11 protein-coding genes are annotated in these 13,043 nt (G+C 64.5%); all 11 read left to right on the top strand.

What is annotated here, in order from left to right:
* The first annotated feature begins 268 nt into the window (after nucleotides 1-268).
* The 11 genes from KF708_15360 (at nucleotide 269) to KF708_15410 (ending at nucleotide 13,032) form a co-directional block, all read left to right on the top strand.
* Nucleotides 269-823: an RNA polymerase sigma factor gene (locus KF708_15360; protein MBX3414064.1), complete on the top strand. Its 555-nt coding sequence runs from the start codon at nucleotides 269-271 to the stop codon at nucleotides 821-823.
* 42 nt (nucleotides 824-865) lie between these two features.
* Nucleotides 866-1,105 carry a hypothetical protein gene (locus KF708_15365; protein MBX3414065.1) on the top strand — a complete coding sequence of 80 codons (240 nt, stop codon included), beginning with the start codon at nucleotides 866-868 and terminating at the stop codon, nucleotides 1,103-1,105.
* A 100-nt stretch (nucleotides 1,106-1,205) separates the two neighbouring features.
* Nucleotides 1,206-2,153 carry a mechanosensitive ion channel gene (locus KF708_15370; GenBank protein ID MBX3414066.1) on the top strand — a complete coding sequence of 316 codons (948 nt, stop codon included), beginning with the start codon at nucleotides 1,206-1,208 and terminating at the stop codon, nucleotides 2,151-2,153.
* A 353-nt stretch (nucleotides 2,154-2,506) separates the two neighbouring features.
* Nucleotides 2,507-5,674 carry a hypothetical protein gene (locus tag KF708_15375; GenBank protein ID MBX3414067.1) on the top strand — a complete coding sequence of 1,056 codons (3,168 nt, stop codon included), beginning with the start codon at nucleotides 2,507-2,509 and terminating at the stop codon, nucleotides 5,672-5,674.
* 67 nt (nucleotides 5,675-5,741) lie between these two features.
* On the top strand, nucleotides 5,742-6,734 hold the full coding sequence (locus tag KF708_15380) for a hypothetical protein (GenBank protein ID MBX3414068.1): 993 nt from the start codon (nucleotides 5,742-5,744) through the stop codon (nucleotides 6,732-6,734).
* Nucleotides 6,735-6,763: 29 nt separating this feature from the next.
* On the top strand, nucleotides 6,764-7,255 hold the full coding sequence (locus KF708_15385; protein ID MBX3414069.1) for a histidine phosphatase family protein: 492 nt from the start codon (nucleotides 6,764-6,766) through the stop codon (nucleotides 7,253-7,255).
* 246 nt (nucleotides 7,256-7,501) lie between these two features.
* The gene (locus KF708_15390) at nucleotides 7,502-8,107 is read left to right on the top strand and encodes a hypothetical protein (GenBank protein ID MBX3414070.1); all 606 of its coding nucleotides are present in this window, start codon (nucleotides 7,502-7,504) and stop codon (nucleotides 8,105-8,107) included.
* Nucleotides 8,108-8,415: 308 nt separating this feature from the next.
* Complete coding sequence (locus KF708_15395; protein ID MBX3414071.1) at nucleotides 8,416-9,237, top strand: sulfotransferase family 2 domain-containing protein; 822 nt, start codon at nucleotides 8,416-8,418, stop codon at nucleotides 9,235-9,237.
* Between the two features lie 56 nt (nucleotides 9,238-9,293).
* A complete protein-coding gene (locus tag KF708_15400; protein MBX3414072.1) occupies nucleotides 9,294-10,490 on the top strand; it encodes a hypothetical protein in 1,197 nt (398 codons plus the stop codon).
* Nucleotides 10,491-10,750: 260 nt separating this feature from the next.
* Nucleotides 10,751-12,589, top strand: coding sequence for a carbamoyltransferase (locus KF708_15405; protein ID MBX3414073.1), 1,839 nt, complete (start codon nucleotides 10,751-10,753; stop codon nucleotides 12,587-12,589).
* A 26-nt stretch (nucleotides 12,590-12,615) separates the two neighbouring features.
* A complete protein-coding gene (locus tag KF708_15410) occupies nucleotides 12,616-13,032 on the top strand; it encodes a hypothetical protein (protein MBX3414074.1) in 417 nt (138 codons plus the stop codon).
* Nucleotides 13,033-13,043: the final 11 nt, after the last annotated feature.

Raw genomic sequence — 13,043 nt, forward strand, 5'->3', positions numbered from 1 at the left:
GGCGGAAATGGCCTCTCTGGCGACACATCTTGCTGCGCACGGCCACGCGAACGATTTCTCCACCCCCCCTCACCGCGGTTGCGGCGGGTTGAATCCGAGCTTTGCCCGAGAACGCCTGGGCGACGTAAACCCTGTCGTCGGCCGCAAATCGGGGCCTGCCGCGGGGTAAGCCAAAATTTCTTGTGACCTGTGCGCCCCTCTCCGGCAACAGACCTTGCGTAAGGCGGCCGGAGAACGCAGCGAGGCTCGCAACGCTGTGGAAACCGTCTTGGAAACCACCGAACTCAGTGATGAACAACTGGCGGCCGAGGCCGCTCGCGAAGGGTCGGACGGCCCTGCGTTCGTCGCGCTGGTGGCACGCCATCGACAGCGGGTCTGGCAGATCTGCTACCGCCTGATGGGAAACGAGCACGACGCGGCCGACGCCGCGCAGGAAGTCTTCGTGCGACTGTTTCTCAACCGCGCCAAGTTCGCCGGAAGATCGAGGTTTTCCACGTGGCTCTACGGCATCGCACTACGTACCTGTCTCTCGCTACGCCGCGCACGCGGTCGGCGCGAGCGGCGCGTCGCGCCGAGCGAAGCGGCCTCGACGGGCGAGTCGTTCGCCGGAGCGTCGGAGCAGACCACCGAGCGGCTCGACCTGGCCGCGGCGCTCGACACGCTCGGCGACGAGGAGCGGGCGCTCGTGATCTTGAAGTATGCCGAAGGGTACTCGATCGAGGAGTTGGCCGCGATGCTCGGCATCTCGGAGAGTGCCTGCAAGATGCGACTGAGTCGCTCGCGCGAGAAGTTGCAGCAACGCTTCCCGCACCTGGGCGACTGAGCACGCAGGAAGACCGCCGAGCGGTCCGAGGATGGAATCCACATGACGAACGACATGTTCGAACGACTGGCCGATGTCGAAGTGCCTCCCTTGCCGGAGCAGTTCGACGAGGAGGTTCACACACGCGTGAATCGCGTGCTACTGGTCACGCACGTGGCGGAGTTCTTCCTGGCCGGCGCACCGTTCGCGCTCGCGCGCTTTGCGCGAGCGCTGGTGGGATTGATTGTTTTCACCGTTACTGGAAAGGCCGACGTCGACCGCCCTGATCGGCCGGCGCCGTAACGCCCGACGGCGCGAGCCGCCCACGCCAGGAGTCGAATTCTAGGTGCCAATAAGTCCCGCGTGTCGCACGCGACCTCAAACAACACGAAGGAGAACGAAGATGTACGCTACGAACCTGATCCTGTCGCTCGTGGGTCAAACGCCCGGTGCGGAGACGCTCCCGGCCACGACTCCCGCGGTGCCGGCCGTTCCGGCCGCTGAAACCAGCTACATGCCCGAGGTCCACCTCGACGACTGGACGCAAGTCTTCGTGTCGAGCTTTCAGGACGCCTTCCGCGAAGTGATTCGCATGGCTCCCACGGTGTTGGCGGCCATCGTGGTCGTCATCGTGGGCTACGTCGTGGCGCGGTTGTTGGCCCGCGTCGTCGGCGCCTTGTCCGACGCGATTGGCCTGCAAACCGCGGCCGAGCGTAGCGGCCTGGTCGACTCGATGAAGCAGGCCGGCATCGCCCGCTCCGTATCGGCGATCCTGGGCCAGATCGTCTTCTGGCTCACGATCTGTCTCTTCCTGAGCGCCAGCTTCAACATCCTGAAGTGGGAGGCCCTCTCGACGGCCATGCAAGACGTGGTGGGCTATATCCCCAACCTGCTCGTGGCGACGGTCGTCGTCGTGGTGGGCCTGCTGGTGGCCACCTTCCTTCGCGGCGTCGTAGCGACCAGTGCCGATCGCGTCGGTCTCTCGTATGCCGAGTATCTGGCCAACGGCTGCTACTACGTGCTGGCGCTGATGACCTTCATCGCCGCCTTCGAGCAGCTCGGTCTGCAGTTCGATCTGCTCAAGGACATGATCCTGATCGCCTTCGGCGCCGTCGCCGTCGGCTTCGGTCTCGCCTTCGGGCTCGGGGGCCGGGACGTGATGGGAGGCATCCTCGCCGGCTACTACACGCGTCAACGGCTGCACGCCGGAGATCGCGTGCGAGTGGCCGGTCTCGAGGGGACCGTCCGCGAGGTGGGCCCCGTGGCCACCACGATCGAGACGCTCGAAGATGGCCTGTTGAATCGCCACAGCGTCCCGAACACCCGGATGCTGAACGAGGCGGTCCGCTAACCAACCACCGCGTGCGGACGGAACCCCGCGGCAAGGATAAGACGCCGGCCCTGCGAATCTCCGCGGTTCGCAGGGTCGCGTCGTTGCTGCTAGCACCGCTAGCGTGCTCGGAACGAAAGCCGTTGAGCGCACGATCTCTGCCGGCGGATGGTCGTGCGACAGCACGCGCAGCAGCAACCTCGTGTGCGTCGTGTGGATGAAGCGGCGAGCGGATTCGCGCCCCTTCCACGATCCGGCATAGGTCGGGGCCGCGCCTTGGGGTTACAATTCGCGGCGGATTCAGGCGGCGCCTGGCAGGTGGAATGTTCGCGCGCCGCGCTAGCGAATAAGACGTGCTGGCAGGGATGCGACGCATGTTCCGATTACGACTCTCACGGCCCAGCGACTCGTTCGAGCGCGCCGCTTGCTCCCTTGTCTTGTCGTGGGTGGCGGTCGGCCTGTTCGGCACGTTGCCCGTCGCGCGGGGCGCCGATGGTCCGTCGCGCCCCCCCGATGCGGCCCCGCTGCTCGAGGATGCCCGGCTCGCGGATATCCACTTTGTCGATCCCCAGCAAGGCTGGGCCGTCGGCGATCGCGGCGTCGTCTGGCATACCCGCGATGCGGGCCAGACCTGGCAGCGGCAAGAGTCGGGCGTCAATTGTCCGCTGACGGCCGTCCATTTTCTCGACGCGCAGACCGGCTGGATCGCCGGCCGCTTCACCGAACCCTACACGCAGAACTCGCGCGGCGTCATGCTGCGCACGCGCGACGGTGGCGCCACCTGGCAGCGCGATCCGAAGCTCATGCTGCCGGGCCTGACCGATGTCGGCTTCTTCGATCTCATGCACGGCTGGGCGACCGGCGACGCCTCCGCCTTTTTTCCCAGCGGCGTCTACGTCACCGACGACGGTGGGCGAACCTGGATGCCTCTAGCGGGCACGCGCTTCACCAGTTGGAACGCGGGCAGCTTTGTCGATCCCGGCACGGGCATCATCGTGGGACGCTCCGCCACGGCCGCGGTGATCTCGCAACGCGCCCCCCGCGAAGTGACACTTCCCACGCTGGGCTTGCGCGGCGTCAAACGAGTTCGACATGCGAATGCCAGTATTGCCTGGGCCGTCGCCGAGGGCGCCAAAGTCCTGCGGACCGAGGACGCCGGCGCCACTTGGCGACCGGTGCTCGACGAAACGACCAGCGTCGGCATTGCCGCCGCGTTCGACTTCAACGCCCTCGCCGTGCTGGGCAACGAATGTTGGGTGGCCGGCAATCCCGGCACGCGCGTCTTTCATTCCCCCGATGGCGGCCAATCGTGGACCTCGCACGCCACCGGCCATTGGATGCCCCTCGAAGCGATCACCTTTGTCGACTCACAGCATGGCTGGGCGGCCGGTTCCTTAGGCTCGATCATCGCCACCTCCGATGGCGGGCGTACGTGGCGCTCGCTGCGCCGCGGCGGCATTCGCGTCGCGGTCGCGGGTATCTTTGGCGATACGGCCGACGTTCCCCTGGTCAGCCTGGCGCGACTCTCGGGCGATGAAGGATTTCTCTCTTCGGTCGCCATCCTCTCGCGGCGCGACGTCGGCATTGCCGGTCTCGAGTCGAGCGATCCGCAGTGGCGCACCCAAGAGGCGCTCGTCCGTGTCGGTGCGAGCGACATCAACACGAACTGGGCCTTTCCCGCGCGCGAAGTGGAGCTGCGCCTCACGGCCGAACGGCTCGTCGAGGGGTGGAATCGCGCCAACGACGGGCACGGCTTGGCCCTGCTCGAACGCCACCTGGTGCGGTATCTGCGCACCGTGCGCCCCGACGTCGTGCTGACGCACGGCGCGGCCACCTCCGGAGATGATCCACGCAGTCATTTGTTGAATCAGATGGTGCTCCGTGCGATCGACCGCGCCGGCGATGCGAATAGCTACAAGGAACTTGCCGCGCATGCCGACCTGGGGGCGTGGCAGGTCAAGAAAGTCTACGGCCGCATGCGCGGCAATCAGAACGGCAGCCTCGACATCGGGAGCAACCAGCTTTCTCCTCGCTTGGGGCTCTCGCTGGGGGACATCGCCCAAGTCGGCCGCGCGCTATGGTCGAACGTGCCACAAATCGCGGAAGAAACAGAAACCTTTCGCTGTTATGTCGATCGCGTGCCGCAAGGACTGGGGCGGCGCGACTTGATGAGCGGCATCTCGCTGGCCGAAGGGAGCGACGCCCGACGCCGGCTGGGAGATCCCCCGCCAGGACGCACGGCCGTGCTGGCCCGACTCGCACAACGCCGGCGCAACCTGGCCGCCATCATGAGCCGTTCGGCCACCGATGAATCGCTCGCGCCCCGTCTCCTGGCCGAGGTCGATAGCCTGACGGCCGAACTCGATTCCGACAACGCCGCGCGCTTTCTGTACGAGCTGGGTTGGCGGCATCATCTGGCGGGACACCATGAAATGGCCGCCGATGCCTTCGCGCGTATCGCCGAGCGATTTCCCGCGAGCGAGCTCACCCCCGCGGCACTGGCCTGGCTCGTCCGCTACTACGCCAGTGCCGAATTCGCCTGGAAGCTGCAACGCGAGAAGCAGGCGGCAACGCAATCGCTCGTGGGTACCATGAACGCCGCCGCCCCCACGAATCTTATCGCGCCGGTCGCCGCGCTCGAGCAACTCGAACCAGAAGACCTGCCGGCCGAAGTGACCCAGGCGAATGCGACGACTCGCGTCAGCAACGAGCAGCAACTGGCACAACGTGCCACGCGGGCGATCGGCTATGCCGCGCAATTGCAGGCGGCCAGTGCCACCTATTCGGCCGAGCCCGAGATCGTCTTTCCCTGGATGTTCGCCGAGCGGGCCGCGTTGGCCTCTGGCAGCGGGGGGCAGTTCTTCGCAGGCCTGTACCGCACGCGCCCCGCCGATGCCTGGCGTCGCGCCGCTGAGGCAGAGCAATGGCTGGCCAACCGCAGCCCGAACGTGCCACTTCCTTTCTGGAGAGTCCACAAGACGGCGGAAAAGCCCTTCCTCGATGGCAAGCTCGACGAGGCCGTGTGGCAATCGGCCGAGCGCGTGGCGCTCGTGAGCGCTGCTCGCGACGATGCCTCTTGGCCCGCCACGGCATTGCTCGCACGAGACGACGAGTACCTTTACGTGGCCTTTCATTGTCGCAAGCCCCGCGGCGCCACCTATACGCCCACCGACGGTCTTCGTCACCGCGACATGACGCTGGTCGACGAAGACCGTGTCGTGCTGAACCTCGATCTCGATCGTGATCGCAGTGTGACGTATCGCTTGGAAGTCGATCATCGGGGAGATGTCCGCGATCGCCTGTGGAACGATGCCACCTGGAACCCCACCTGGCATGTGGCGACCGCCGCGGAAGAAGAGGCCTGGATCTGCGAGGCGGCGATCCCGTGGATCGAATTAACCGAAAAGACTCCCACGCCGGGGACTGCCTGGCTGGTGGGGGTCGAACGCACCGTGCCGCGCGTCGGCTTTCAATCCTGGACGGTGCCCGCCTCGCCGACGACGAAGCCCGAAGGGTTCGGGCTGTTGCTCTTCGACGAGTGAGCGGGGGTTCTTGCTTCGCGGCAGCCCTGGGGTGTACCTTCAGCGAAACCTTTCGCGAAGGAACGCCGTGGCTTACTTCTTGGGGATCGACGAGGCCGGATATGGCCCTAATCTGGGGCCGCTGGTGGTTTCGGCCTCGGTTTGGCACGTGGCGGGGCGCAAAACCGCGGCCAACCTCTACGATTTGTTGGCCGATGCCGTCACGCCGACGATGGCCCCAAGATCCAGGACGAACGCGCACGCCGAGACGTCCGAACGCGTGACGATCGCGGACTCGAAGGTCGTTTATCGGGCAGGGCAGGGGCTGGGCGATCTCGAAGCGAACCTGTTCGCGGTCCTCGGCTTGTGCGGTTCGATTCCCGACACGTGGGAAATGCTGTGGCAGCAGTTGGCCGCCTCCTCGCTTGCGGAACGCGACGCAGCTCCCTGGCACGACGGTTTCGACGTCTCGCTGCCGCTCGTGGCCGATGTAGACTTCATTGCTCGCCGGGCGGAGATTCTGCGGCACGCGGCGCGCAAGGCTCGCGTCACGCTCGTCGCCGTGGGCAGTCGTGCCGTCTTTCCCGCGCGTTTCAACTGCCTGGCCGAGCAGGACAATAGCAAGGGAACGGCGCTCTCAATTCTTTCGATCGAATTGCTGGCCGAGATGCTCGCCGCGTTGCCGGCGAGCGATGAGCCTTGTTTCGTCTTGTGCGACAAGCATGGCGGTCGCAATCGCTACAGCCCGCTCTTGCAGCGACAGTTTCCCGATGTCCTGATTGGCGTTCACGGCGAATCGCGCGACGTGAGCACCTATCGCTTCCAACTTGCGGCGCGTGCCGTGGAGGTGAAGTTCAAGTCCGAGGGCGAACAGTTTCTGCCGACGGCGCTCGCCTCGATGGCCTCGAAGTATCTGCGCGAGCTGTCGATGCGGGCGTTCAACGATTTCTGGTGTGCGCGCGTGCCGAATCTCCGCCCGACGGCGGGATATCCTGGCGACGCCGCTCGCTTCAAACGCGAAATCGAGCTCGAGCAGGCGGCGCTTGGCATCGACGATGCTGTTCTCTGGCGCACCCGCTGAGCACGGCCCACTCCTGGTAAGACCTTGTCATGCAGCTCTACATCGTGCGACACGCCTGGGCCGGAGAGTACGGCGACCCACGCTATCCCGACGACCGCCTGCGCCCTCTGACGCGCGAAGGCAAGGAGCGTTTTGCCGAGATGGTCCGCAAGCTTGCCAAACGAGGCTTCGCGCCGCGGTTCATTGCCACCAGCCCGTTGGTGCGTTGCCGGCAAACGGCAGACATCATCGCGGCTGGCGTGCGCGGTAAACCCGTGGTCGAGGAGTTGCCGGCCCTGGCGCCAGGTTCCGACCTCGCGGCCTTACTGGCCTGGAGTGCGGCGCAGAGCGCGGACGCGGAGCTCGCCTGGGTCGGCCACATGCCCGACGTGGCGGAACTGACCGCCGCCATGATCGGCGATCGCCGTGCGCTGATTCGTTTTGCCAAGGGGGCCGTCGCTGCTCTGGACGCGCCGAGCCCCCTGCGGGCCGGTTCCGCCGAGTTGCAATGGCTCGCCACGGCGAAGCTGCTCGGCTGCTAGCTTATTCCCCGCTTTGCAAAGTGTCTGGGGGAACAAGCCTTGTGCGGTATTGGAGCCCGCATGCTTGCAGGCCCAACTTTGCTGGCGGCGGCACGCTGTCATGGCTGTCAAACCCTGGGGGTTATGACGGTTTTCTCGATTTTTCCGGTTGTTGGGCCGATATGCCCATTGGGGACTCGGCTCGACTGCCGTGGGCGACGGGCGGATACCGTCGCCGAGGACGTCTCGCAAAGGGATTTCGCGACCATGAAGAACGCTTTACTCGTCAGCGTGATTTCCGCTATTCTCGCGGCCAGTTCGGGCTGCTGCGGCTTGGGCCACGGTTATTGCTGCCAAGACACAGGGCCCTATGGCGGTTGCTACGAGAACGGCTGCTACGACAGTTGCGGCGGATGTGGTGGCTGCGGGACGAGCATCGGACACGGGGGCATCATCGATTGGTTGTTCTCGTGCGGCCAGCACGGCGATTGTGGCCCGACCTACTGGGGCGAGCTCAGCGATAAGCCCGACTTGTGCGATCCCTGCGATCGCTGCGGCAATTGGACCGGTCAGACCTGCTATGGTGAGTGCGGTGGTGGCGACTGCTGCGGTGGTTGTGGGTCGAACTACTATCCCTACAGCGGCGGTTCCGGCGGTGGTTATTTCGAGGGTGGGTATTCCGACATGCAGTTCCACGACGGACCCGCGGTCAAGGGATCTCCGACGCCGGCCAAGCCCCCCGTCGCCGAGCCCATCCCGGTGCCTGGCAATCGCTCAAGCTCCTACCATTCGCGTTCGGGCTATCGCCGTGTGTCGTACGACCAGCCGCAGCATGCTCCTCGCGCCAAGAGCCGTAGCGAGCTGCGACGCTAACAGGCCGGGAAAGTATTCCTCGGCCTGTGCGAGCCGTGCGGAGCTTTGCTCCGCACTTGGCGAGGTTGAAAAATGCCACGAAGGCATTTTTCAACAAGCTGTTAGGTTTGCAAGTGATTGCCTGAGGCGATTTGCTAGGGGGTTCGCCGCCAACACTCGGAGCACCGAAACGAGTCCTGGTGATTCGTTTCCCTTTGGTTCCACCGTAATGCCACAGACGGAGTGGCACCTTACTTAGTCCCGGCGACGTGCAACAGCCGCCGCCGCGCAAGGAGTTGAGATTCCAATCCCGTATCGAGATGGAAATAATGGGCAGATTGCCTGAGTCGACCGATCATCCGGTTGCTGTTTTTCTTCATATTCCGAAGACGGCCGGTACGAGCATTCGCCGATTGCTCGAGCTCAATTTTTCGACGAACGAGCGGCTTGAGCTGTATGCCACGAGACCCGGGTTCACGGCGGGCGACCTGTTTCGCAAACAGTTCGCCCTGCGTGCCGAACCCCCCAAGCTCGTCGTGGGGCATATCTCGATGCCGTTGATCCGCTCGATTCCGTGGCGGGTCAAGGTAGCGACTTTCTTGCGCGATCCGTTGCAACTGTGCCTGTCGCGCTGGCGGCATTGGCTGCGATCGAAGAACCCGGTCCACCATCAGCAACTGAACAGTTTCCACGATATCAATCACTATCTCGAGACTTGCCAGACGAATGTGATGGCTAGTCGCTTGGGCGTGGCGACCAAGCTCTCCTCGCGTCGTCCGTTTGTGGCACTGCATCGCGCCCTCCGCACGATCGATCAAGAGATCGCGTTCATCGGGCTCGCCGAGCGGTTCGAACAGGACTCGCAACATCTGGCCGAGGTCTTGGGACTGACAAATTACCAGTATTTTCAAGTGAACGTGGCTCCCGCTTCGGAACAAGCGGAAGAGCCATTTCATGGGGCGTCGCCAGCGGCGGTGCGCATTTTCCAGGAACGGAACTGGGTCGACTATCAGTTGTACGATTGGGTGGGCTCGGCCGAGGGGATCAAGAAGTCGGTCTGGCACCAGTACGTCCGCTGCCGCAGCATGCTGGGAAAGGCCTGGCCGAAAACCGGCCGGAGCTCGCTGACAGGCCACTCCTATGCCGCCTAAAATAGGGACGTGGGCGAGTCGTCGCGACATCTCCTTCCAAATCGATCGATCAACGCATGCCGCCGACCGGCGAGTCGTTTCCATCTCCGCAGGCTGTGGTCAGCGCGATTCACGCTTCTGACCTGCGGCTTGGTCTCGCCATCACCGGTGGTGGCTCGCAGGCGATTGCCGACCTGTTGGTCGTGCCCGGTGGGTCGCGCACGCTCGTCGAGGCGATCGTGCCCTACGCGCCCGAATCGCTCGCCGCCTGGCTCGGTTCGCGCCCCGAGCACTTCTGTGCGGCACGCACGGCGCGGGCCATGGCGATGACCGCGTACCGGCGCATGCGTACGCTGCGAGAAAACCTGGGCGAATCGGCCACGGCGGCCGAGCACCTGGTCGGGCTTGGCTGTACCGCAAGCCTGGCGAGCGATCGTCCGAAGCGGGGCGCGCACCGCGTCCACATCGCCCTGCAGTCGACGCGTTGCACGCAGACCTACTCGCTCGAACTGCAAAAGAATGCCCGCTCGCGCGCCGCCGAAGAACAGCTTGTCGCCGCGCTCATCCTCAACGCGATCGCGGGAGAAGCAGGCCTTGCCGAGCGTCTCGCGGTCGAGTTATTCCCCTCAGAGCAGATAGACGTCGTCCGCACCGAGGCGCCCCCCTTGTGGCAGGACCTGGTCACCGGCAATCGCACACTCGTCGTACGCCACGCGAGCGCGGCGTCTCCCCCCGCCGAAGTGCAGCCAGAGCCAGGGCTGGTCGTGTTTCCGGGGGCCTTCCATCCGCTGCACGAGGGGCATCGCCACATGGCGGCCGTTGCGCAAGAATGGCTCGGCAAGTCGGTCGAGTTCGAGATCTCGGTCGAGAACGTCGATAAGCCGCGTCTCGACTACACCGAAATGGCCGCTCGCCTCGCTCAGTTTTCCGATCGAACCGTGTGGTTCAGCCGTGCGGCAACCTTCTTCGCCAAGGCCCTCAGCTTCCCGGGTGCCACGTTCGTGGTCGGCGTCGATACGGTCGAAAGAATCAACGATCCTCGCTATTACCACAAGAGCGAGGCGAATCGCGACGATGCCATCCGATGGATCGCGGCCTGCGGCTGCCGGTTCCTCGTGTTCGGCCGTTGCGATCCCCGTCGCGGCTTCGTGACGCTGGGCGATCTGAACCTGTCGCCGTCGCTGGTGGAGCTCTGCCAGGCGGTGCCCGAGTCCTCGTTCCGCAAGGACGTCTCGTCCACCGAATTGCGGCGAGCGCCCCACACGGAAAATTGACGCTCAACGAGGTCACCGATAGACTTTAAACTGTGCGGCCATCGCTGGCTCGAACCTTCGACAGCGCTTCGAGATACGACGCATCCCGCTGGGCTGGATCGATGGGCGGCGGGCACCCGCAGAACCGGTCCCGAGCGACCGGGACCCCAACGCGGGACGATTCCTGTCCTAAGTTTGTCTGTTACGACCGCGGGGCCGCACGGGGCGCCGTCGGTTCGTTCATGGTTTGGTCGATCGCGATGCGAAGCTGGTAACGCAACATGACGGCGATCCTGGGAATCTCGGCCTACTACCACGACTCGGCCGCGGCACTGGTCGTCGATGGTCAGATCGTCGCGGCGGCGCAGGAAGAACGCTTCACGCGCAAGAAGCACGATTTCCATTTTCCGACGCACGCCATCGAATATTGCCTCCGCGAGGCGAACCTGAAGCCGGGCGATCTCGACTGGGTCGGCTTCTACGACAAGCCACTCATGAAGTTCGAGCGATTGCTCGAAACGTATTTCACCTATGCCCCCAGCGGCTTTCGCTCGTTCCTGATGGCGATGCCGCTCTGGCTACGCGAAAAGCTGTTCTTGCCGCGCGAGATGTCGCGCGAGCTGGGGGGCGTGTACAAGAAGCGTTTCGTCTTCACCGAACATCACGAGTCTCATGCTGCCAGCGCCTTCTTCCCCTCGCCGTTCGAGGAGGCCGCTATCCTCACGCTCGACGGCGTCGGTGAATGGGCCACGACCAGCTTCGGGCATGGCCGCGGCAATCGCATCACGCTCACCCACCAGATCACGTTTCCCCACTCGTTGGGGCTGCTCTACTCGGCCTTCACTTACTACACCGGCTTCCGCGTCAACAGCGGCGAGTACAAGGTGATGGGGCTCGCTCCCTATGGCGAACCGAAGTACGCCTCGCTCATTCGCGAGCACCTGATCGATCTGAAGGAAGACGGTTCCTTCCGACTCGACATGTCGTACTTCAACTACTGCCAAGGCCTGACGATGACTTCGGAGAAGTTTCATCGTCTGTTCGGCGGTCCGCCTCGGCAGCCCGAGTCGCGCGTCACGCAGCGCGAGATGGATCTTGCGGCCTCGATCCAGGTCGTGACGGAAGAAGCGATGCTCCGCGCCGCGCGGCACGTCCACGAGGCGACCGGGTCGAAGAACCTGTGCCTGGCGGGGGGCGTCGCGCTGAATTGCGTCGGCAACGGCAAGATTCTCCGCGAAGGCCCCTTCGAGAACATCTGGATTCAACCCGCGGCGGGCGATGCCGGCGGGGCGCTCGGCACGGCGCTCTTCATCCATTACCAGTTGCTCGACCATCCGCGCGTCGTGCAGCAGCCCGACTTCCAGTCCGGCTCGCTGCTGGGACCGGCCTATAGCGACGCCGAGATCGAGCGCTACCTGCACAGCGTCGGCGCGCCGTACACGCGCTGCGGCGACGACGAAGAGTTGATCGATACCGTGACCGACCTGCTGGCCGAGGAGAAAGTTATCGGCTGGTTCCAGGGGCGGATGGAGTTTGGTCCCCGGGCGCTCGGCGCCCGCAGCATCATCGGCGATGCCCGCAGCTCGTCGATGCAATCGACGATGAACTTGAAGATCAAGTTCCGCGAGTCGTTCCGTCCCTTCGCCCCCACGGTGCTGCGCGATCGCGTCGACGAGTATTTCGAGATGCGTCCGGACGAGGAGAGCCCCTACATGTTGCTCGTCGCGCCGGTGCAATCATCCAAGCGCTTGTCGCAGGATCCGGCGACGGCGGCGCTCGAGGGCATCGAGCAGCTCAAGGTCCCGCGCAGCGTGGTCCCCTCGGTGACGCACGTCGACTATTCGGCCCGCGTGCAGACGGTCGATGCGGATCGAAACCCGCTCTACTACCGCCTGCACCAGCGTTTTGCGGAGAAGACCGGCTCGCCGGTGCTCGTCAACACCAGCTTCAACGTGCGTGGCGAACCGATCGTGTGTACGCCGCGCGACGCGTACCGTTGCTTCCTCGGCACGAACATGGACGTGCTCGTGCTGGGGCATTGCGTGTTGAAGAAGGGAGAGCAGCAGACCCTCTCCGAAGACGAGGTCGACCATTACCTCGCGCAGTTTCAGCTCGATTAATTCACGTTCGTTCCACGGAGTGCCCCGTGTCACTCGTCCAACTCAATTGGCGTCCGAATCGAAAGACTCTCGCCGAATTCTCCGAGGCGTGGATGTTCTTTCTCGGCATGCTGGCCGCGCCGCTGGCGCTTTACCGAGGACACATGACCCTGGCCGTCGTGCTGTGGGGGGTGGCGATCGCCGGGCGCGCCCTCGGCTTTCTGCGGCCCGACTGGATGCGGCCCCTGTTCGTAGCCATGTCCGTGGCGGCCTGGCCCCTTGGCTGGACGATCTCGCACCTGGCGATGGCCATCGTCTTTTATGGCGTTTTTACGCCGGTGGGGCTGTTTTTCCGCCTTATCGGGCGCGATCCGCTGAAACGCAAGCTGCAGCCGGAGGCAGCCACTTATTGGGAATCCTATCGACCCGATCGCGATCGGGCGCGATACTTGAAGCAGTTCTAGGCGGCCCGCAT

The sequence above is a fragment of the Pirellulales bacterium genome (assembly GCA_019636335.1).
GTDB lineage: Bacteria > Planctomycetota > Planctomycetia > Pirellulales > JAEUIK01 > JAHBXR01.